This window comes from Candidatus Clostridium radicumherbarum, assembly GCF_045310525.1.
In the GTDB taxonomy this organism is placed as follows: Bacteria; Bacillota; Clostridia; order Clostridiales; family Clostridiaceae; genus Clostridium_AT; species Clostridium_AT radicumherbarum.
Genome location: NZ_JBJHZY010000001.1, coordinates 266855 through 288057, shown reverse-complemented (window position 1 = coordinate 288057; position 21203 = coordinate 266855). Strand labels below are relative to the sequence as shown.

Below are 21203 nucleotides of genomic sequence, written 5' to 3'. Positions count from 1 at the left end.
ATCATTACCTCATTTGCTCTTCTAAGTACTGCTTAAGTTCTTTACGACTTGGAAGGCCCTCATTATCCCCTGATACCATTACTTGAAGAGAACCTATAGCATTTCCTCTTACGACAGCCTCCTTAAGGGGTAATTTTTCAAGTAACCCGCTTATTATACCAACTGCAAAGCCATCTCCGGCTCCAACGGTATCCACTACCTTTTTCACCTTGAAACCAGGTACTGTGTAAGCTTCCTCTTTAGTCTTTACATATGCGCCCTTATCTCCAACTTTTACAATAACAGTTTTAACTCCAAGCTTTAAATAAAAGTCAGCAATTTCTGCAGGATCTTCACTTCCTGTTAATGTAAGTCCTTCTGCCATGCCAGGCATTACCATATCACATTTAGAAGCAATATCATTTATAACCTTCACCATTTCTTCTTTGCTAGCCCAAAGAGCAGGTCTTAGATTTGGATCAAAGGTTATATATAGACCTTTTTCTTTTGCTTTTTTTATAAGCTCATAGGTTGCTTCTCTGCAGCTTTCTGATAAAGCTGGAGGAATTCCAGTAACATGAACAAGTCTAACTTCAGATAAATCTATTTTTTCAATATCTTCCTTAGAAATGTTAGAGGCTGCAGTTCCTTTTCTAAAATAGACAACCTCCGGATCACCAACATCTGTCTTGCTTTTCAATTGAAAGGCAGTTGGAAATTTTGAATCAAAAGTTATATAGCTTGTATTTATTTTTTCCTTATCTAAAAAATTTTTTATATATTTTCCAAAAGGATCTACTCCAAGCTTTGTAACATAGCTAACATCATAGCCTAATCTTTTTAAACCAATACAAACATTAACCTCAGCTCCTGCTAAGGATCTTGTAAACTTCTCAACCTCTTCCAATTTGCCAACATAGTCTGCCACAAACATTGCCATAGGTTCACCAATTAGTATGATTTCAGGCATTGTCATCAGCTCCTTTCACTGCATAAATTTCATCATATAATTCTAATGCTCTTTTTTCATTTTGGGGATATAAAAGCAATATATCAAATAAATTAGGATAGTAATTAAGCTTAAGCAGTTCTTTAGCAAAGGACATTGCAGCAATTTCGCCTAAAGCCACTACCCCTGAATGGTACTTAATTGGACCTATACTCCAAAGTTTAATTTTTTCATTTTTTGTATATATATTTTTATCTTGACCTTCTAAGAAATGAAACATTTCATGTGATATTAACACATCTTCAATATTTACATCATCAATTAAAGTACTTATTTTTTCTCTCTCAACCATTTCTTTTGCAATTTTAACATTGTTCCTGCAAATGGAAATTTTATTTGGAGCATTGAATTTTGCAAAGAGAATGTAGTCATTACTATTTCTTTCTTCTATTTCTGAGACACTTAATCCAAGCTTATCAGCATACTCCCTGCAGGTTTTACTGCCAAAACTTTCTCTAAGTTCAAGGGCCTTCTCTATGCCGCACTTATTAGCCTTTTCAATCATATCTATCTTTTCTGCAAAAGTAATTTTATTACATAAGGGGTCTCTTTTAAAGGTATAAAGGCCCCAAATGTTTTTGTCAATATTTCTTAAATTGCTTATTATTTCCTTAATCATAGGTCATTCTTAGCTCCAACTAAAATTACTGTTTCATCTGGCTCTAAGAGCATAGTTTCAGTTTCCATAACCATGTATAACTGCTCAAGGTCCATCATTCCTGAGTAATCAAGTACTTTACCGCCAATACAAAGATAAACATCCGGAGTAAGCCTGATATCGCTTTTAAATACAGAAAGATTTTCCCACATATCTGCAGCTACTTCTCTTACCTCGCCAACCTTGCACAGCTTACTAATACCGTCTCCTCTTTGAATTTTTATAAAGCCCTTTTTATCTACAACTCTAATTTGTGTCTTTCCTTGTTTTTCATCTTTTATGCCGGAAAATACATAAAATACATTGTTATTGCATTGAAGCTGAACCTTTTCCATTGGAATTCCAATGGATTTAGCAGCAATTTCCTTAGCTTCATCTTCAGTACATGCTTTTAATAAATCAGTAGTTTGAACTTCAGTTGAGCCTAATGCAATTGCTCTTATCTTTGAAGTCTGCGGATCAATCTCAACTTGTACCTCTATGCTGTCCGGAACGGCACCACTGGCAATGGCCATTTCAGTTGCTTCCTTTTTAAGGTCTGAAATATCCTTAGTGGAGGGGTTTGGTATAACTCTTTCTACTACATCTCTAACCATAGCAAGGGCAACTCCAATTGAGGATATTACCTCAGCATTCTCTGGAATACTATATTCTAAATCCATATTCTTAGCAGTATAGGGAAGCAGTGCTGCAGCACCTCCACCAACACCAACTAAAGAAATCTGGTCTTTTTCAAGCTTATATTTTTCAGCTAAGGCTTCTATAACCGGTTTAATTTTTTCAAAGGACTTTTGTAAGATCTGTTTTGCAACCTCTTCTACTGAAACTCCAAGATGCTTTGCTAAAGGTTCCATTGCCTTTTTCGCTGAATTTACATTTCCATAGGAATAATCTTCAGGTGTAACAATTCCAAGTACATTTGCTGCACAGCTATTTGTGATAGTTATTCTCTTGCCGCTTTTTAATTTTATTGCTACATAATCTGCAGGATCACCTTTTTTAGGTGAGAAAAATTCTAACTCTGGCTCAACAATTTCTTCTTCAGGAGTATATACTGCATAGGGCATACCTGCTATGTGAGCACTTCTTGGACCAACATCTACAATGCCGCTGGCACTTGCTCTTACCATACTTCCACCTGCAATACCAAGAACTCTAACATCCAAGGAGCTTATATAGGTTGAATGACCTCCTACAATAGAGTAGTCAACAGCAGGTCTTCCATTTTTAATAACACCAATATTTGTACTTGTTCCTCCAACTTCAAAATAAACACCATTTGAAGCTCTTAAATACATTAATGCTCCAACTACACTTGCCGCTGGTCCAGACAGCATTGTAAGTACCGGACGTTTTTTCATTTCTGAAATATCCATAACTCCGCCGTCTCCACGCATTATCATTAGCGGTACTTTTATTCCTGCGCTTCTAACGCTCTTTTCTGTACTTGTAGCAGTTTCTAACATTTTAGGAAGTATACTTGCATTTATTGCAGCAGTTCTTGTTCTTCTTGTTAATCCATATAGCTTACTTATGTCAGAAGCTACTGTTACGGGAATATTTTTTTCTTCTGCCACCTGCTGTACTTGTTCCTCCTCGCTAATGTCGTCAACTCCAAAGGCTTTTGAAGCAACAATAACAGTAGCTCCTTGTTCGGTAAGCTCTTTAACAGCAGCTACTATAGTATCTCTGTTAAAAGTCTTCTTTTTCATATAAGTATGATGAACTTTAATAATTCTTCCAGTTCCTAAATCTATATCATCAATTTTAGTCTGCTTTTTAGAAAGAAAGCCTTCCAGCCCACCTGCTCCAATTCCTATAATTCCAACATCAGCAACATCGCCTTCTAGTAGTGCATTAGTTGCCTGAGTAGTACTATGTGCTATGAAAATTACCTCATCTGGATCAATGTTGTTGGCATTAAGGCACTTCTCAAAGGCCTCAATAACGCCTGCAGAAACCCCCATCTCATGATCATGTGATGTCATAACTGAAGCTTTACCTATAATTTCATGAGTATCATTATCAATAGCTACTGCTTTTGTATGAGTACCTCCAACGTCAATCCCAACTCGAACTGATCTTTTTGTCATAAATATTTCCCTCCAATTGATTTTTTTAATTTGGGCTATGTTTTAGAATATAGTTGCTTATTATAAATTTCAACCACATTCTAAAACATAGCCTTTTTATAACTAATCTGCAGAATTACTTCTGCAGATTAGTAAAATGTTATAATAATACTTATTTTGCTCCATACATCATGAATACAACAATTGTGTTAATAATACAGATTACCCAAGCCCAAACAACTCCTGATTTTAAGAATTCTTTAACACTTACTTTAGAGTAATTTAATGCCCATAAGTTCCAAGACTGAGTTGGGCAAGCAGATATATTCATAGTAATTGTTGGTATATAGATTAATGGGAATAGTAATGTTGGTGTAAAGCCTCCAATTGCATTTAATATACCTAAGGTTGCTGAACCAGCACCAAATACTGTTAATGGTCCTCTGAATAAACCAAGTGGAGCTATTACTGCAAAAAGTATGCAAAGGAATAGTGCACTAGTTGGCATTACCCCTCCTAAAATTGCTTGGAAGAAGGAAGCATCTAAGCCAGATACTTTATTAAACATTGGAAGAATAAACAAGAAACCTAGTAAGGAAGCTACGTCTACAACGCCATCGTAGAAAGTCTTTGTAACAATTTTCTCTGTTTCCTTAAAGGATTTAAGCTTTCCGCAAACAAATAATGCATAAAATACTGCTACTATAAATGCAGGTATTGGCTGCCAGCTAAATACTATAGCTAATACAACTGGTACTATAGGAGTTATTAGAGCAATAGCTGGAACATGTGAACTTTGTGCAGCTGCACTTGAGCTTGAAGCTGCCCATGCATGGTTTACAGCGCTCTTTCTAAGTCTTACTGCAAGCATAATTATAATAACTACTAATTGAACTCCCATTGCAACAAATCCAAATTTCAAATAATTATTATCATATTTAAAGCCTTGGAAAATTCCTTGCATTTGCTTAAATAAAACTAAGTTTACATACATACCTGATCCAACTGACATTAGATATGAACTAACTGCAAGTGATTTTGGAACTCCTAAGGATAATAGGATTGGAAGTACTATAACACCGATAGCTACTACTGCTCCTGCTCCAAAGGTACTTGTGAAAATAAGTCCAGTTACAATTGATAATAGCACTGTGGTAACTAATGGCTTATCTCCCCCAAGTTCAACAGTTTTTCTTATAATTGTAGCTGCAATTCCTGTTTCTACTAAAACTCTTCCAAACCAGCTACCAAATATAACTACAACTGCTGTTGCACCCCAACTTTCAGGTCCGCCTTGGAATACTTGAGTCTGTGCTACCTGCCAAGTAATCTTGCCGCCTGCCATACCAAGTGCTACCCATATTATAGCCATAACTAAAAATCCTAACATAAGGTTGCCACCCTTAGCAGCAAAGTAAATTAATCCAAAATAGGAAATTAATAATAAGATTCCAATAAGTACTGGTGTTGACATATTTTTTCCCCCTAAAATTTTGATTTTGACTTTAGTTTTATTGGATACGGACTGTAATGTTTTTAGTGCTTATCACCTCCATAAAATTTATGATTTAATTAGCCTAGCTTAATTAACTTTGTTATTTCTTTTTCAAGACTTACAAGTGTATCTGGATAACAAGGATACTCGATGGCTACAGGTATGTCCTCATGAAATATTTTTAGTATCTCTCTCCAAGGTATTATTCCTTCATCCAAATATGCAGCTTGAGGTTTGTCTTGAAGATGTGCATCTTTTAAATGGATATATGTAACATAAGGCTTTAATTTGTATGCGTTTTCTTTTGGATCTTCATTTTGCCAAAGCCAATTTCCAATATCAAAAGTACAGCTAACCTTAGCTCCAAGCCTTTCTGCTCTATCTAAAAATTCTTTGATTTTCTGAACCTTCCCATTTTCTTCAGTTTGATCGTTTTCTATGGTAAGCTTTACGGAATATTTGTCGCATAGCCTATTGATATTAGTAACGTTTTCAGGACTTATTAAATTGTAGTTTCCAATATTTAATTTAACGTTTCTGCAGTTCATTTTATTTGCTTCAGAAAAATATTCTTCAACTTCGTTAATAGCAAGCTCACCATCAACATATAGGTATTTTGGAACCGAGTAGTATATCACCATATTATACTTTTCTGCTGTATTTTTTATAGCGTCTAGTTCTTTATCAAAATCTTTTATGTACTCTCTCCTAACTTCTACTTTGTTTATTCCTAAAGAATGAATATCTTGTAAAAGCTTTACTTGCTCTACACCACTTTTTAAATCCTCTAGAAATACTAGAGTATTGATAACTATATTATTTTTTTCCATGCTTTCTCCTGACTTTCCTATTAGTATTATTTAGCTGCATTAATTAAAGCTTCACACCTTGCTCTTAATACATCTAAGTTGGTCTCATCAATACCCTTAGTTAAATGCCCTCCAACTCCTACAGCAAAGGCACCATTCTCAAACCAGGTCTTAATGTTTTTATTATCTACTCCACCAGTGGGCATCATATCTATAAATGGCATAGGAGCTTTTATTCCCTTGATAATTCCTGGACTTATAAATTCACCTGGAAATAATTTAACTACATCACTTCCAAATTTGTGCGAATTATATGCTTCTGTAGAGGTAGCAGCAGCCATAGAGCAAAATATATTTTTTTCTCTACAAAAGGCTCCGATTTCTTCGATTGTACAAGGTGAAACTATAAAGTCTGCGCCGCTGATTAATGCTTCTTCAGCCTGCTGAGTAGTAAGCACTGTTCCTGCACCCACTACTACATTAGGATTTTCCGCTTTTAATTCTTTAATAAGCTGCGGTGCTCCTTTAACAGTAAATGTAACCTCTAAAACATCTATTCCGCATTCTATAATAGTTTTTGATATCAGCTTTGCTTTTGCAGCATCTTCACAGCGTATAACTGCAATTATTTTATTTCTTAGTTTCTCTTTAACTGATTGCTTGTCCATTTTAACCCTCCTATAGTTTAATTTATTTAGAATTTCCAATAATCAGCTTTGCTTGAAGTTCTTTATATTTGGGTTTACCTTTTCTTTTTCCGTTTATTCTTTTTATAAGCATCTTAGCGGATTCTGCACCAACTTCATAGGAATGCTGTGTAATTACCGGTATTTCAGAATAAACAAGTGTAGCCCAACCCCAATCTTCATATCCACATACGTAAAAATCTTCAGGGATTTTATACTTACTCTTTTTTATACTTTGAAGTACGCTTAATAAAGTAACACCATTTACTGTGAAGATAGCTTTAAGCTTGTTTTTATATAAATTGTTAAACTCCTCAATTGCATTAATAGATGTACTTTCATCCTCAGAGTCAATGGTATATACTAGCTCATTAGCATCTACACCAAGGTATTGCTGCATTGCATCTAGATATCCTTGTCTTCTTAAATGTCTGGCGCTATTTTTATGAGGTTCCTCTGTAAAGAATGCTATGTTTTTATAACCTTTTTCAATTAAAAACTTTATTGTATCAAAGGTCATATTGTAGTTATTAGTGGCAACTGAATCTATTTTTAATTCCTGCATAGTTCTATCAGCAAGCACTAGCGGAACTCTAGTTTCATTAATCTCAACTAAAAAGTCATCATTATATCCGGTTGTATTAACTATTATTCCCTCGACTCTGTTGTCCATCAGTGATTGAATATACTCTTTTTCTTTTTCAGGATCATTGTCTACGTTTGATATCATTACTTGATACCCATTAGCTTTACACACATCACCAATACCCTTAACTAATATAGAAGAGAATTGGCTGGCAATGTCAGCTATTATTACACCAATTAGCCCGCTTTTATTTGACTTTAGAGTCTTTGCAACATTGCTTGGCCTATAATTAAGTTCCTCAATGACATTTTGAATTCGTTTTCTTGTGTCCTCTGACATATACTCATATTTGCCATTTAAATATCTAGATATAGTAGTTTTTGACACACCAGTTGCTTTAGCAACATCGTTAATTGTAGTTATATCTTTTTCTTGCATTTTGATAACTCCTTTATAAATCAGTTAACGAAACCGGTAAACAAAAGTACGAAACCGATACACATAAGTACTATGAATTTATAATATAATATTATTTAAATAAAAGCAATATTTAATTTTTATTTAATTATATGAATTTATATTTAATTCTAAAATTATTGCTTTATTGATAAAATTGCCAACAATATGGTATTATAAATTCAATTAATAGACCATATGACTATTTGTGGTTCACTATATTGGAAGGCGGATAAAAAAATACCAAGCAAATTCAACTTTATAAGGAGGTTTCTATGACTCAGAAACTTTATTACGAAAATCAATATATAAAAGAATTTACAGCAGAAATATTAAATATTATAGAAAAAGATAAGGAATTTCATATTGAACTAGATAAGACAGCCTTCTTCCCTGGTGGTGGCGGACAGCCTTGGGATATTGGAAAAATAGAGGATAGTGTAATTTCATACGTTTATGAAAAAGATGGAATCACATATCATGTTTCAGATAAAAAACCTATAAAAATACATAAAGCTAAATGCAGTATTAATTGGGACTTTAGATTTGACGGCATGCAGCAGCATTTGGGACAGCATGTTCTTTCTGCTGCCTTTATAGATGCTTTTGGCTGTAATACAGTTGGCTTTCATTTGGGAAAAGATATTTGTACTATAGATTTAGATAAGTTGTTAAGTGATGAGGACTTAGAAAAAGTTGAAGATTTAGCTAATAATTATATTTTTGATAATAAAAAAGTTGAATTTTTATTTCCATCAAAATCTGAACTAAAAAAATTATCTCTTAGGAAAATTCCAAGTATTAATGATCCCCTAAGAATTGTTAAAATCGAAGATGTTGATATAACTGCCTGCTGCGGGCTGCATCCTAAATCAACTCTCGAACTTCAAGCAATTAAAATTCTAAAAAAAGAAAAATATAAAGGAAATATGCGTTTAGAATTTACTTGTGGAAAAAGAGCTATTATGGAAGCGTTTAAAAAATATAAATTTTCAAATAGACTTTGTAAAACACTAAACTGTAATGAGGATGAAGCTTTAATTAAAGTAAATACTATAACTAATGAGTTGAATAGCTTAAAGGCTGAAAATAAAAATTTAAAATCACAAATTGCAGATTTTGAAGTTCAAAATATACTTAATACCTGTGATGTTATTAATAATATAAGAATTGTAAAAAATATATATGTAAATACAGATATTAAATATGTAAATTTACTTGCTTCAAAGCTTGTCTTTCATGAAAATGTTATAGTTTTATTTGGAATGAAATCCGAAGCTGTTGCTAATCTTTTATTTATGTGTTCTAAAAATATTAAAGGTATTAGTATGAATGATTTACTAAAAGATGCAATTAGTTTAATAGATGGTAAAGGCGGCGGCAGTCCTTTTTCTGCACAAGGCGGCGGTAAAAGTATAAATAATCTTGAGTCTTCCATAGATTATGCATATTCAAAAGTGAATACCTTATTACTTGCTAAAAAGTAAGGTTTATATTAGTTTCAAGTTTTTTTCATTTTACTGTGACATTTTGGTTTAAACCTTAAGAAATGGTTCTCCTCACAGAACTTACACTTATAAAAGCTTTGATTTAAACAAATATTAATATTGTAAATTATATTAACAGCTAAATAAGGAGCGTGACAATTAATATTGTCATGGTAAAAGTCCTAAATGGACTTTTACGGGTAATCTAATCGATGGAAATCGACGAGCAAAGATTACCCCGAGAAAATAAGGAATACGAGGAGGTAATTTTTTGTGGGTAAAAAGTTTCTTACTTTTTTAATAGCATCATCCTTAGTTTTAGGTACTTCGTGTACTACACAGCAGCAGAAAAATGCACAGCCTATTCAAGGTGTTGAATCTTCTGCTTATGAAACAGGAAATGTGAAAACAGTAAAATTGACTGCAGATAATTCAAATATTAGAAGTGGATGTTCTACTAACTCCCCTATAGTTTCCACTCCTGCTAAGAATAGTACATTAGATGTAGTAAGTCAGGTTTCAGATTGGTATGCTGTAAAACAACCTAATAATCAAATAGGTTTTGTGCATAATCAAGATGCTAAGCCAATAGTAGTTGAAGGCAATGCGGCTAAAAATGCTCCTAATACTTCTGGCGGAGCACCTCAGGCATCACAAGGCAATGCTACAGCTTCTACAGCACCTAAAACTCCTACAGCACAAAACAATTCCAGTACACTTACAGCCCAGGAGCAGCAGATGCTGAATTTAATAAATCAAGCTAGGGCACAAAATAGCGTACCACCACTGCAGGCGGATATGCAAGTTACTAATGTTGCTAGAATAAAGGCTCAAGATATGATAGATAATAATTATTTCAGCCATAATTCTCCAAAGTATGGCAGTCCATTTGATATGCTTAAGGCTTTTGGTATTAACTACGTTGAGGCTGGAGAAAACATAGCCGGTAATCAAAGCGTACAAAATGCTGAAAACGCACTTATGAATTCACCTGGGCACAGACAAAACATTCTTAATCCTGCATATACACATATAGGAATAGGAATTAAAAGCGGTGGCCCTTATGGAAATATGTTTTCACAAATGTTCGTAAGTAAGCCTAAATAATCAAAAATATTATTATGGGACGCTTCAAAACCAGAAAGTGGCGGAAGAAGCGTCCCTTTGCTATATATAAGTGGCAATATAAACAGCTCTTTGCCATACTAATATCTTGTAACAATTTTAAGTAAACTTCATATTATATAGCAGGACAAAGGTCCTACTATTTTATATAAGAAAGGGGAATATTTGAGATGCCCAGTAGATCAGAAATTGCACGTAACTTAGCTCGTCATATTGGACAAACTGTAACTATTTTTACTACTAGTGGTGGACAATCAGGTCGTGGTTTTACAGGAATACTTGCTTTTGTTAATGAAGACTTTGTTAGATTAATAACTCAGATAGGACCAGCTCCCGGCTGTGCACTTGGAAACTGCTGTGATGTAGACAGAAGAAATGACAGGAATGAATCTAATAATAATGATTTCTCATTTGATGAATGCGAAACTGAAAGAAATAACGTTAGAAATACGGATAGAGGTACCAATAACAGATTTGATTGCAGGGCAAATACACTTGGTTCAATTGTAGATATACCAGTATGCAAAATTGCTGCCTTTGTTCATAATTCTATTGGAAGCGGCGCTTTGTAAAAATTAAAGCGACACATTTCCTGGGAAATATGTCGCTTTTTCAATTATATTAAGTAGTTACTGAATACTTGTACCTTTAAAGCAATAAATGTGTCTTTTTTATAGTACAAGTTCTATAACAAATTTATAAAGAATGGCTTACAAGCTGTTTTATACTGTAGGTCGCGTCAACTAATGGGCTAATTGACTTATCATTATTAATATAATCTATAACAGTTGAAAGAAAATCAGACATATCTACTTCTCTAAACCAATCTGCTTCTTTAGCTTCTGGGGATATATAGGTTAGATTTGTTGAATAAACACGATCTATTACTCCTGTTTCAAAAAATTCGTTGAATTTTTTTACTCCTTCAGTAAATAATGCAAAGGTTGTAGCAACAAATATTCGATTTGCCTTACGCTTCTTTAACTCCTTAGCAATATCAAAAACTGATTCTCCAGAGGCAATCATATCATCAACAATTAGAACATCCATTCCTTCAACATCTCTTCCAATGTATTCATGCTGTACAATAGGATTTTTTCCTCTTATAACTGAAGTATAATCACGCCTTTTATAGAAAAGACCGATATCTAAACCTAGAACACTGGAATAATAAATTGCTCTATCCATTGCACCTGTATCTGGACTTATTGTAAGCATTTTTGATTTGTCAATTTCTATATCCTCATTATTAAAAAATGCTTTTACTATTTCATAGGTAGGATATAAATTTTCAAAGGTTAATAATGGTACTGCATTTTGAACATTTGGATCATGTACATCAAAGGTATAGATATCCTTGACTCCCAATCTTTCCAGTTCTTGAAGTGCTATTGCACAATCTAGTGATTCTCTACCTTTTCTCTTGTGCTGTCTTCCTTCATACAGCATAGGCATTATAACTGTTACTCTTCTTGCTTTTCCACCTATAGCAGAAACAACTCTTTTAATGTCCTGAAAATGTTCATCAGGTCCTTTATGATTTGTAAATCCATACATTTCATAGGTACAGCTGTAGTTTCCAACGTCACATAAAATATATATGTCTTTACCCCTTACTGTTTCTTCAAGTCTAACCTTACCTTCCCCATTTGAAAACCTTATTTCATCTGTGGAAATTAGAAAGGTTTTTGGGCAATCTTCCATGTTTTCACGCTTTTGAAGCAAATATTGATCAATTTTAATTCCTAAATCTCTGCAGCTTTCTAGTGCTATTATTCCTAATTGGCCATAAGGCATTGAATTTAATAAATTCATTTAACCGTGGACCCTCCTTATATGTTATTAAATGTGCTTTATAATTGATATCCTTTACTACCATAAATAATTGTAATAAATCCTTATAAATATTACAACATTTAATTAAATATTTATCAAATTTATTGTAAAATTATAATGGAGTATATACTAATATGTAATATTTTTGACATAATATATAATATATTTACTTAAGAGGTATGATAAATGAATTATATAGTTTTTGATTTAGAATTTAATCAATATTATAACTCTGTTAAAGATCCCGAATCGGCAAATAATCCAAATTGCCCTTTTGAAATAATACAAATCGGGGCAGTAAAACTAGATGAACATTTTAAGAAAATATCCACCTATAATAATTTTATAAAACCAGAAATATATTCTAGGCTCAGCCCTTATGTCAGTGAAATTACTGGAATTACTGAAGAAGCCTTAAGAAGCGCTCCTGACCACAGCTTTGTTTACAAAGATTTTATGCATTTTATAGGAAAGGAAAGCTGCGTTTTATGCGTATGGGGAAAGGCAGATATTAAGGAACTTTATCGAAATTTTTCTTACCATAACTTTGATATCTCTATTCTTCCAAAAGAATATATAGATCTTCAGAAATATGCCTCTAAATATTTTAATTGCCCAAAAGGCATATTAATGGGCCTTAAAAATGCAGTTGAACTTCTGCATATACCAATTAATAATAGCTTCCATGATGCCCTTAGCGATGCTAAGTATACGGCAAAGGTTTTTAGAAAAATTAGTAATGAAGCTATTATGCCAAAGTTATATGATCCTAATAAACCTAATATTAAGCATAAAAAAGCTAGCAGCAAAATTGATTTTATTAAGCTTTATATGCAATTTGAGAAAATGTACAATAGGGAAATGTCAAAGGAAGAGAGGTCTATTATAAAACTTGCCTATATGATGGGAAAAACCAATCAATTTCGAAAATAAAAACTGCCAGTAATTCTTTGAACCTTCCCCTATAATACATGAGCCATAGTTCAAAGTATATTACTAGCAGTTTTATTTACGCCAAATAAACTACTGCCTCATATGGTCTTAAAGTTTTACTTTCTTCAGTTTGTGCTTTGTTTAAATAATTACTTATAATCAATTTAAAATCATTACTTCTTAAGGATTTAGGCAGCTTAAATTCCACTTCTTTTTCTGAAAAATTAAGAATAACTAATAATTTTCTATTTTCAAAGCTTCTAGTATAGGCAAATATACTTTCATTATTTTTTTCTAAAAGCTCTATATCCCCATAAACTATTACCTTATGCTGTTTTCTAAGTTGAAGCAATTTTTTATAATAATAATATATAGAATTTTTGTCACCTAAAGCTTTCTCTACATTTATTTCAGTAAAATTAGGATTTACCTTAATCCAAGGGGTCCCACTTGTAAAACCTGCATTAATAGATGAATTCCACTGCATTGGAGTTCTTGCATTGTCTCTTCCTTTTTCATAAATTCCATTCATAATTGTTTCTTTAGATATTCCTTGGCTTATTTTTTCCTTGAACATATTTAAAATTTCAAGGTCCTTGTAATCCTCAATATTTTCAAAATGAACATTAGTCATACCTATTTCTTCTCCCTGATATATATAAGGAGTTCCCTGCCAGGTATGGAGTAATGTTGCCAGCATTTTAGCTGACTCCACTCTATATTCCTTATCATTCCCAAACCTTGAAATAAGTCTTGGTTGATCATGATTATTAAGATATACTGAGTTCCAGCCCTTTTCCTTTAAACCTTCATACCATTTGAGCATAATTTTCTTAAAATCAGTAAGCTTCCAGGGCTTTATATCCCATTTATCCATTCCTGAGTCTATATCCATAAGTTCAAATTGAAAAAGCATATTGAGCTCATGCCTATCATTATTTACATAGAGCTTAGCAGTTTCAGGATTTACTCCTGGGGTTTCCCCTACAGTCATTATGTCATATTTACTGAGTACTTCCTTATTCATTTCCTGCAAATATTCATGTACTCTTGGACCATTAGCTGCATACGGAAAACCATTGCCATAAAGTGCGTTTTGTCCTTTTTCTCCATCTGGGAGTCCTTGTACCTTAGATATTAAATTTATAACATCCATTCTAAAGCCATCTATACCTTTATCAAGCCAGAATTTCATCATATCATAAACTTCAGCTCTTACCCTTTCATTTTCCCAATTTAAGTCTGGCTGCTTAGTTGAAAACATATGAAGAAAATATTCTCCTGTAGATTCATCATACTTCCAGGTAGAACCACTAAAGAAAGAACCCCAGTTGTTTGGAGGATTATTTCCTTTACCTTCTCTCCAAATATAATATTCTCTATAGGGATTGTCCTTGGATTTTCTACTTTCTATAAACCATTTATGTTCATCTGAAGTATGATTTACTACTAAATCCATCAAAAGCTTTAAGCCTCTTTTATGTATTTCACAAAGAAGCCCATTAAAATCTTCCATATTTCCAAATTCATTCATTATATTTCTATAATCGCTTATATCATAACCATTATCATCGTTTGGAGACTGATATACTGGGCAAAGCCATATAATATCTATTCCTAAACTTTTAAGGTAATCTAATTTTTGAGTGATGCCTCTTAAGTCACCTATACCGTCTCCATTAGAATCCTTAAAGCTTCTTGGGTAAATTTGATAAACTACCCCTTCCTTCCACCATTTGCTTTCCATATATAATCTCCTTTCAATTGCCAAATATTTTGATATTATCCTACCATAATATATACAATATCCCAAATATGAAGCTTTGGAACAATGAACTGTATAGCTTTACCTTGGTCATGTTCCACATATTTAAAATTGATTTTCCTACTCATACAGTTATCAAAATCAGGTGAAGCAAAATAAACTTCTTTTACTTTTTCAACAACTAAACAAGTTACTTCAATATTTGAAAGCTCTTCTGGAAGCTGCTGCTTTCCTTCATTCCAATTCATATTATTAATTCCAGTATAATTAATTAAATTTATAACTTTTATACCATCCATTTCTTTTATTTGTGTCCATACCTTATCGCTTTCAGGCTTAGGTGAAAAGTTTCCATTTTTAAATGTATATTCTCCATTTATTCCACCTGTATAAGTAAATGTATTATCAATTAATTTGAAATTAAAAAGCAGTTCCTCGTATCTTACAATAAAATCGTAATAGTTTCTCATTATTTTTATAAAGCTTTCAGAATCTAATCTAGCATATTGTGGATAATAAGCTTCTGTAAGCACTCCATTATTTTCACCTAATAGAAGATGAAATCCGCCAGAGGAGAAAATTGAGGACATAGTAAGAAGAGCTCCATTTTCAGCACTCTTTCTTGCTTCTTCTTCTTTCTCAAGAAAAGGCTTTAAGTATGCTGCTAGTATAACTTGTTTATCAGGAGCATATTTTTTAGCATTTACTATAAGCTTATTTAAATCCTCATAAGTGTCATTAGGAGACCAAACCTCTATATACATGCAGTCCTGTGGTGCCTTTGCAACTGAATCAATAGGCCAATTATTTACTGCATTGAAAATTAAATTAACTTCCTTTCCGCTAGCTTCAATATAGCTTCTTGTATCTTCAATAAGTTTTGGAAAATCATCTCTTAAGTGCCTAACCTTTAATCCTTCCTTTGATCTTGCTAAGGCTTCCTTAGGAAATCCGTATTGATCCATGTGTATTCCATCAAAACCAAAGTCAATAGCCTTTGAGAATTCCCTTATTATGTGATCATGCCAAGGAGATTCCCTATTAATATCCATCATATAAATAAAATCTATAAAATTTATTACTTTCCCATCATTTTTAAAATAAACCTGTTCCTTTTTTTCATTGTAATATTCCTTCTCTGCACCATAAACTGCTCCATAGCCTATGGCTTTCATTCCATAGCTTTTCACATAGCCAATCTTTTGCTTTACTACAGGAAGTGATAATCTTCTGCCCATAGCATCAATAAATTCATCTTCAGGAGGCAAGAGCTCATGATGCCTATACATCCAGTCATAAAACTGTACTGCATTAATATGATATTTATTAAGTTGAGCTGCATCACTTTCATCATTAAGTTCCGAAGATTCAAAATCAGAAAGAAATCCATATCGAGGAGCATATTTGAAATCTTCTAAAACATCAAAGGCTGTACTTGAACTTGAGATAGTCTCTTCCCCTTTTAAAAGCAAAGCCTCTACCCCAAACCCACTTAAATTTGCTTCTTTAACAGGAAGCTTAAACTCTAAAATCACCTTTTTATCTGATTTTACTATTGGTCTTATTTCTTCATAAATAAGTTCTTGCAAATTAAAAACTTGCAGTTTAAGAATATAATCACCTATTATGTTATCTAAAAGCACTTCTATGCTAATTGCTTCACCTGTGCAAAAATATGACTTCCTTGGATATAAATCTAAAATCATAATTACCCGCCTTCCCAAGCTTTTTTCAATATAAGTTCTACTAAACACTGCATTTCTAGAAATCTAATTAACCTTTAACAGCACCTTGATTTCCACCTTGCTTTATAAATTGCTTATTAAATATAATAAATATCATAATTATAGGTATTAAAACCATTATGGCTGCAGCAAAAATCAGTCCCCATTCAGTTGCTTTCCCATTTTGCAGCAGTTTTAATGCAATAGGTAATGTTCTCTTTGATTGAGTTTTAATAACAGTTAGTGCTGTAAACACTTCCATCCAGGTGCCTGAGAAAGTACCTATGGCCATAGTAGCTAAAGCTGGTTTTGAAAGTGGCAGAATTATTTTCCTATAGATAGTCCATTTATTTCCTCCATCCATAATTACAGATTCTTCTAATTCTTTTGGAATAGTTTCAAAAAAACCTTTTAAAAAGAAGGTATTACCTGCTACACCCATACTAACATATAAGAGCAGTAGACCTAGATAAGTATCTACTAAGTGCAATCCCTGCAAAATAGTGAACTGTGAAATTAAAGCAAGCACAGCGGGCATCATCAAAGAAAATATATAAATATTAAATATTATATTTTTCCCTGGAAAATTTAATCTTGCAAAGCCGTAGCCTGATAATGATGCTACAAATAATGTGAGAAACGTAGTGCACAAAGTAACAAATAGGCTATTTATAAAATATCTAGAAAAGTTCTCACCCATCCAAACAGCAACATAATTTCCAAAGTAAAATTGTTTTGGAATTATCTGCGGCATTGAAGGTAAAATATAGGTATTAGGCATTAGTGACATAGTTATCATGTTTAGAAATGGAAGTAATGAAATTATAACTATTAATATAAGGATTAAATGCATTAATTTTTGAGCAAAATTATTCCTAACCATTATTCCACCTCCTTAGAATTGAACTTCTATATTCTTAGTTAGTTTTTTCTGCACAGCGGAAATAGTAATTAAAATAGTTCCCATTACTAAACTTAGTGCTGCTGCATAGCCAAAGTCAAAGCTTGAGAAAGCCTTATTATACATATAATCTAAAAGAACGTCAGTCCTACCTAGTGGTCCACCTCCAGTAACAAGCATTACCTGAAGCATTATATTGAAGGCTCCTATTATTAAGTTAATTATTATGAAATAGGTTCTTGATGCAAGTAATGGTAATGTAATTTTAAATACTTGCTGCACCTTGGTTGCTCCATCTACTTCTGCCGCTTCATACATATCTTTTGGCAAGTCTTGAAGAGCAGCAGTATACATAATCATTACCCAGCCTATTCCTTTCCAAATACAAAGTGACCATATTACAATGTTCCCTGTCCACTCATTTTGGAGCCAAGCAACAGGCTCACTTATAAGATGCAGGTTAAGTAAAATGGAATTTATTAAAGCTCCTCTAGTATCCTGAAAAATATACTTAAATAACAAAGCAACAACTATCCAATCTGAAATTACAGGAATATATAGTAAAAACCTGTAGATCATCTTTCCCTTTGAAAGTGCTTCAATAATAACAGCAATTACCATACCTAAAAACCATTGAGCCGGAACTGTAATCAGTACTGCCAGCAGTGTGTTTCTTATAGATAAATAAAACTTAGAACTTTCATCTAATACTCCACCTGGAATAAATGCCTTTTTAAAGTTCGCAAGTCCTATAAAGGTACTAGCTTTATTTGGATTAACACTGTAATTCATGAATGCCATCATCACATTCTTTAAAAGAGGATAAGCCACAAATACTAAAAAAAGTAAAAACCCTACGCCAATAAAGGCCCAGCCCTCAAAAGCCTCCCTATGTTCTTTCTTAAGTCTTCTAGAATGTGAAACAGCTACATGCTTTCTCTCCAAATATATCACTCTCCTCTATTTTAAAATTAAGGATTAAGAAACCTCTTAATCCTTAATTTATTACATTGTCTTTGTTACTTTTGCTGTAATAATGCATCAACTTTCTTTGCCGCATCATCTAATGCAGCTTGTGGAGTAAGCTTATGTCTTATGGCCGCTTCAAAATCATCTTTCATTGCGCTTGAAATATCTCCCCACTTGGGACTTGGAGTTCTTGCCCAAGTTGAACCTAATTGATTAACATATACACCTAACATTTGATTATCTGTTATCACTGATTTTTTAGCTGTAGTCTTGTTAACAGGCATCATGTTTAACTCAGTTGCAAATATAGTTTGCGCCTCGTCTGAAGCTAAGAACTTAGCAAAAGCATAAGCTTGTTGTTGATTCTTTGACCCCTTAAATATTATTGTATCTTCTCCTCCAACTACTGAAACACTGCCTCCGTCACCCTTTGGCATTGGAGCAAACACTACATTATCCTTTACCAGCTTTTGATCTTTATTAGCTCCATACCACCATGGACCGTCATCTATCATACCATAATGTCCTGCATTGTAGCCTTCCCAAGTACCTTCTCCACCAAGCAAGCTCTTTCCTACATATCCGGCATCGTTCCATTCCACTATTTTTGTAAGAGCTTTAACACTTTCTTGACTATTTAAATATCCTGTAGCTTTTGTATTTGTATTATCAGTAAACTTACCTCCAAGTGATAAAAAATATGGAGATATAGCCCAAGCTTCAGTTCCTCCCATACCTATAGCCATCACTTTATCAGCTTTACATGCCTTGGCATATTGCTCAAGCTCATCCATTGTTTTAGGCGCCTCTGTTAAGCCTGCTTTAGTTAACATTGCCTTATTATATATTGCAATTTTTGTATTTGTATCTAGTGGAATACCATAATAATGACCATTATACATATTAGTACTCATTGGTCCTTCAAAGGTATCCTTTTTTACTTCATCAAAGCCTTGCATAGAATCTAATGGTACTAAGTAATCTTGATTAGCATAGAGAGCTACATCTGTAATATCTGTTCTTGCTAAGTCTGGAGTAGTACCACTCATTGCAGCTTGAAGTATTTGCTTTTTGTAGTCATCTCCACTAGGCATTGCTGTAACCTTAACAGTTATACTTGGGTATGTTTTATTAAAGGCTGGTATTATTTTGTCTTTTAACACCTTGTTTTCATTGTCTGAGAATGTACTCCACATTTCAATCTGACCACTTAATTTGGTCAAATCTGTAGCTGTATTATTGCTTTCAGTTGTAGCAGCAGGCTTATTTGAACAGCCTGTAAAAATTGTGGTAATCATTAAAGCCGCAACTATAGAAGCAAATAATCCTTTACTTTTCATTTAATATTTCCCCCTTTTATAATAATTTTATATTTACTTTCTTCACTGAATGAAGTAACTATGAAAAATAATATATTATAAAGAAGATAGCGAGCTTTCTCGCTCTTCATACAGTGGCATTTCAAAAAGCTTGCTAACAACTAGAAGGGATGCCCCTATTTCAAAAGCATATCCACCTAAATCAGATATTAAAACTTCCACCTTTTTATTATGCATTTTAAAGAAGTTATCCTTCACTATATCTTTTACTACTGGAATAATTATATCCTTTGCCACTAAGCCTTCACCAGCTAATATAATAGTTGATGGATTTAAAAGATTAATTATACTTACTAAACCATAGGCAAAATATTTAGCTGAAAGTTTTAAACCATTTATGGCTAGCATGTCCCCTTGCTTTGCATATTCATAAACTTTTTCAATGGACAAATCCTCATTAACATCTATGATGCAGTCATTATAAAACTCTTTATTTTCTTTAATATATTCTAATATAAATGCTTCTGAAGCATAAGCTTCCAGACAGCCCCGCTGGCCGCATTCACACTTTTTGCCTCCAATATCAATAACCATATGTCCTATTTCCCCCGCTCCACCGAAGTTTCCTCTATAGAGCTTATGATTTAGAACTATGCCTGACCCTACACCTGAGCCATAAGTAACCACAATAAAATCACTTAGACTTTTTCCTTTCCCTTGCCATAGCTCTGCTAAGGTATAAGCATTTACATCATTATCTATAAAAACAGCTACTTTAAAGTGCTCCTCTAAAATTTTACAAATATTTATTCCCTTCCAATTAAGCATACCTGAAAATATAAGCTGCCCTTTTTTCTGATCTACAAGTCCTGATATTGCAATGCCAATTCCCATTAGACTTTTGCCTTTAGGTATTTTATTTATTAACTTATCAATACTTTCTATAAGAAGATAAAGCACTATGTCACTATTAGAATTCTTTTTAAAAGTAACTTTGCAGGACTCTTTAACTTCTACCTTTAAATCAGTTAATGCTAAAAGCATACAGTTTTCTTCGATTTTGATTCCAATTGTGTAACCATATTGATGGTTGAAATCCAGCATTATTGGTTTTCTTCCACCAGTGGAATCAGCCTCACCAGTTTCAAAGACTAAATTCTGCTCTTTTAGTTCTTCTACAATATTAGTAATAGTAGAAAGTCCAAGCTTCAAATTTTTAGCTAAATCAGTTCTGCTCATTGGAGCATTTAATCTTACTTCATTAATTATAAGCTGTCTGTTTATATCTCTTATCAATTGTTTATTTCCAATTCTAAGCTTCATTTAATCACACCTTAAGTTACATTTTTCATTGAATAAAGTAAGTGCATAAAAAAATTTGTGCTGCTTAACTC

The 21203-nt window shown here is 33.1% G+C and carries 18 protein-coding genes; 4 read left to right on the top strand and 14 right to left on the bottom strand.

Features of this window, described 5'->3' with window-relative positions:
- Nucleotides 1-4: 4 nt before the first annotated feature.
- The 7 genes from ACJDUH_RS01450 to ACJDUH_RS01420 all read right to left on the bottom strand — a co-directional run bounded on the left by ACJDUH_RS01450 (nucleotide 5) and on the right by ACJDUH_RS01420 (nucleotide 7732).
- A complete protein-coding gene (locus ACJDUH_RS01450) occupies nucleotides 5-949 on the bottom strand; it encodes a sugar kinase (protein ID WP_406763375.1) in 945 nt (314 codons plus the stop codon).
- On the bottom strand, nucleotides 942-1607 hold the full coding sequence (locus tag ACJDUH_RS01445) for a hypothetical protein (protein WP_406763374.1): 666 nt from the start codon (nucleotides 1605-1607) through the stop codon (nucleotides 942-944). Before ACJDUH_RS01445 ends, ACJDUH_RS01450 begins: the two co-directional genes overlap by 8 nt.
- The gene (locus ACJDUH_RS01440) at nucleotides 1604-3739 is read right to left on the bottom strand and encodes a hydantoinase/oxoprolinase family protein (RefSeq protein WP_406763373.1); all 2136 of its coding nucleotides are present in this window, start codon (nucleotides 3737-3739) and stop codon (nucleotides 1604-1606) included. The genes ACJDUH_RS01445 and ACJDUH_RS01440 overlap by 4 nt, the downstream gene beginning before the upstream one ends.
- Before the next feature lie 151 nt (nucleotides 3740-3890).
- Nucleotides 3891-5192 (bottom strand): citrate transporter, encoded by a 1302-nt coding sequence (locus tag ACJDUH_RS01435; protein WP_406763372.1) that lies wholly within the window; start codon nucleotides 5190-5192, stop codon nucleotides 3891-3893.
- Between the two features lie 98 nt (nucleotides 5193-5290).
- Nucleotides 5291-6043 carry a sugar phosphate isomerase/epimerase family protein gene (locus ACJDUH_RS01430; RefSeq protein WP_406763371.1) on the bottom strand — a complete coding sequence of 251 codons (753 nt, stop codon included), beginning with the start codon at nucleotides 6041-6043 and terminating at the stop codon, nucleotides 5291-5293.
- Nucleotides 6044-6069: 26 nt separating this feature from the next.
- Nucleotides 6070-6690 carry a bifunctional 4-hydroxy-2-oxoglutarate aldolase/2-dehydro-3-deoxy-phosphogluconate aldolase gene (locus ACJDUH_RS01425; protein ID WP_406763370.1) on the bottom strand — a complete coding sequence of 207 codons (621 nt, stop codon included), beginning with the start codon at nucleotides 6688-6690 and terminating at the stop codon, nucleotides 6070-6072.
- Nucleotides 6691-6712: 22 nt separating this feature from the next.
- Complete coding sequence (locus tag ACJDUH_RS01420) at nucleotides 6713-7732, bottom strand: LacI family DNA-binding transcriptional regulator (RefSeq protein ID WP_406763369.1); 1020 nt, start codon at nucleotides 7730-7732, stop codon at nucleotides 6713-6715.
- Nucleotides 7733-8025: 293 nt separating this feature from the next.
- Here ACJDUH_RS01420 and ACJDUH_RS01415 point away from each other — a divergent pair, with 293 nt between their 5' ends.
- From ACJDUH_RS01415 to ACJDUH_RS01405, 3 genes are all read left to right on the top strand, one after another.
- Entirely contained in the window at nucleotides 8026-9237 is a 1212-nt protein-coding gene (locus tag ACJDUH_RS01415) for an alanyl-tRNA editing protein (protein ID WP_406763368.1), read from the top strand.
- Nucleotides 9238-9510: 273 nt separating this feature from the next.
- A complete protein-coding gene (locus ACJDUH_RS01410; protein ID WP_406763367.1) occupies nucleotides 9511-10344 on the top strand; it encodes a CAP domain-containing protein in 834 nt (277 codons plus the stop codon).
- Between the two features lie 188 nt (nucleotides 10345-10532).
- Complete coding sequence (locus ACJDUH_RS01405) at nucleotides 10533-10934, top strand: hypothetical protein (protein ID WP_406763366.1); 402 nt, start codon at nucleotides 10533-10535, stop codon at nucleotides 10932-10934.
- 124 nt (nucleotides 10935-11058) lie between these two features.
- On the opposite strand, the gene ACJDUH_RS01400 is transcribed toward ACJDUH_RS01405, so the two are convergent.
- Entirely contained in the window at nucleotides 11059-12177 is a 1119-nt protein-coding gene (locus ACJDUH_RS01400) for a ribose-phosphate pyrophosphokinase (protein ID WP_406763365.1), read from the bottom strand.
- Nucleotides 12178-12384: 207 nt separating this feature from the next.
- Here ACJDUH_RS01400 and ACJDUH_RS01395 point away from each other — a divergent pair, with 207 nt between their 5' ends.
- Entirely contained in the window at nucleotides 12385-13131 is a 747-nt protein-coding gene (locus tag ACJDUH_RS01395) for a 3'-5' exonuclease (RefSeq protein WP_406763364.1), read from the top strand.
- Between the two features lie 76 nt (nucleotides 13132-13207).
- On the opposite strand, the gene ACJDUH_RS01390 is transcribed toward ACJDUH_RS01395, so the two are convergent.
- The 6 genes from ACJDUH_RS01390 to ACJDUH_RS01365 all read right to left on the bottom strand — a co-directional run bounded on the left by ACJDUH_RS01390 (nucleotide 13208) and on the right by ACJDUH_RS01365 (nucleotide 21132).
- A complete protein-coding gene (locus ACJDUH_RS01390) occupies nucleotides 13208-14878 on the bottom strand; it encodes a glycoside hydrolase family 13 protein (protein WP_406763363.1) in 1671 nt (556 codons plus the stop codon).
- Nucleotides 14879-14913: 35 nt separating this feature from the next.
- Nucleotides 14914-16602 carry a glycoside hydrolase family 66 protein gene (locus ACJDUH_RS01385; protein WP_406763362.1) on the bottom strand — a complete coding sequence of 563 codons (1689 nt, stop codon included), beginning with the start codon at nucleotides 16600-16602 and terminating at the stop codon, nucleotides 14914-14916.
- A gap of 67 nt (nucleotides 16603-16669) precedes the next feature.
- A complete protein-coding gene (locus ACJDUH_RS01380; protein WP_406763361.1) occupies nucleotides 16670-17503 on the bottom strand; it encodes a carbohydrate ABC transporter permease in 834 nt (277 codons plus the stop codon).
- Nucleotides 17504-17515: 12 nt separating this feature from the next.
- Nucleotides 17516-18466 (bottom strand): carbohydrate ABC transporter permease, encoded by a 951-nt coding sequence (locus ACJDUH_RS01375; RefSeq protein ID WP_406763360.1) that lies wholly within the window; start codon nucleotides 18464-18466, stop codon nucleotides 17516-17518.
- A gap of 74 nt (nucleotides 18467-18540) precedes the next feature.
- Nucleotides 18541-19830: an extracellular solute-binding protein gene (locus tag ACJDUH_RS01370; protein WP_406763359.1), complete on the bottom strand. Its 1290-nt coding sequence runs from the start codon at nucleotides 19828-19830 to the stop codon at nucleotides 18541-18543.
- Nucleotides 19831-19905: 75 nt separating this feature from the next.
- Nucleotides 19906-21132, bottom strand: a complete 1227-nt coding sequence (locus ACJDUH_RS01365) for an ROK family protein (RefSeq protein ID WP_406763358.1) — start codon at nucleotides 21130-21132, stop codon at nucleotides 19906-19908.
- Nucleotides 21133-21203 lie beyond the last annotated feature (71 nt).

Coding starts and splice junctions, on each gene's coding strand:
- ACJDUH_RS01440 (WP_406763373.1), bottom strand. CDS start 3,739: ATGACAAAAAGATCAGTTCGAGTTGGGATTGACGTTGGAGGTACTCAT.
- ACJDUH_RS01425 (WP_406763370.1), bottom strand. CDS start 6,690: ATGGACAAGCAATCAGTTAAAGAGAAACTAAGAAATAAAATAATTGCA.
- ACJDUH_RS01385 (WP_406763362.1), bottom strand. CDS start 16,602: ATGATTTTAGATTTATATCCAAGGAAGTCATATTTTTGCACAGGTGAA.
- ACJDUH_RS01450 (WP_406763375.1), bottom strand. CDS start 949: ATGCCTGAAATCATACTAATTGGTGAACCTATGGCAATGTTTGTGGCA.
- ACJDUH_RS01380 (WP_406763361.1), bottom strand. CDS start 17,503: ATGGTTAGGAATAATTTTGCTCAAAAATTAATGCATTTAATCCTTATA.
- ACJDUH_RS01390 (WP_406763363.1), bottom strand. CDS start 14,878: ATGGAAAGCAAATGGTGGAAGGAAGGGGTAGTTTATCAAATTTACCCA.
- ACJDUH_RS01435 (WP_406763372.1), bottom strand. CDS start 5,192: ATGTCAACACCAGTACTTATTGGAATCTTATTATTAATTTCCTATTTT.
- ACJDUH_RS01445 (WP_406763374.1), bottom strand. CDS start 1,607: ATGATTAAGGAAATAATAAGCAATTTAAGAAATATTGACAAAAACATT.
- ACJDUH_RS01370 (WP_406763359.1), bottom strand. CDS start 19,830: ATGAAAAGTAAAGGATTATTTGCTTCTATAGTTGCGGCTTTAATGATT.
- ACJDUH_RS01400 (WP_406763365.1), bottom strand. CDS start 12,177: ATGAATTTATTAAATTCAATGCCTTATGGCCAATTAGGAATAATAGCA.
- ACJDUH_RS01395 (WP_406763364.1), top strand. CDS start 12,385: ATGAATTATATAGTTTTTGATTTAGAATTTAATCAATATTATAACTCT.
- ACJDUH_RS01430 (WP_406763371.1), bottom strand. CDS start 6,043: ATGGAAAAAAATAATATAGTTATCAATACTCTAGTATTTCTAGAGGAT.
- ACJDUH_RS01365 (WP_406763358.1), bottom strand. CDS start 21,132: ATGAAGCTTAGAATTGGAAATAAACAATTGATAAGAGATATAAACAGA.
- ACJDUH_RS01415 (WP_406763368.1), top strand. CDS start 8,026: ATGACTCAGAAACTTTATTACGAAAATCAATATATAAAAGAATTTACA.
- ACJDUH_RS01420 (WP_406763369.1), bottom strand. CDS start 7,732: ATGCAAGAAAAAGATATAACTACAATTAACGATGTTGCTAAAGCAACT.
- ACJDUH_RS01405 (WP_406763366.1), top strand. CDS start 10,533: ATGCCCAGTAGATCAGAAATTGCACGTAACTTAGCTCGTCATATTGGA.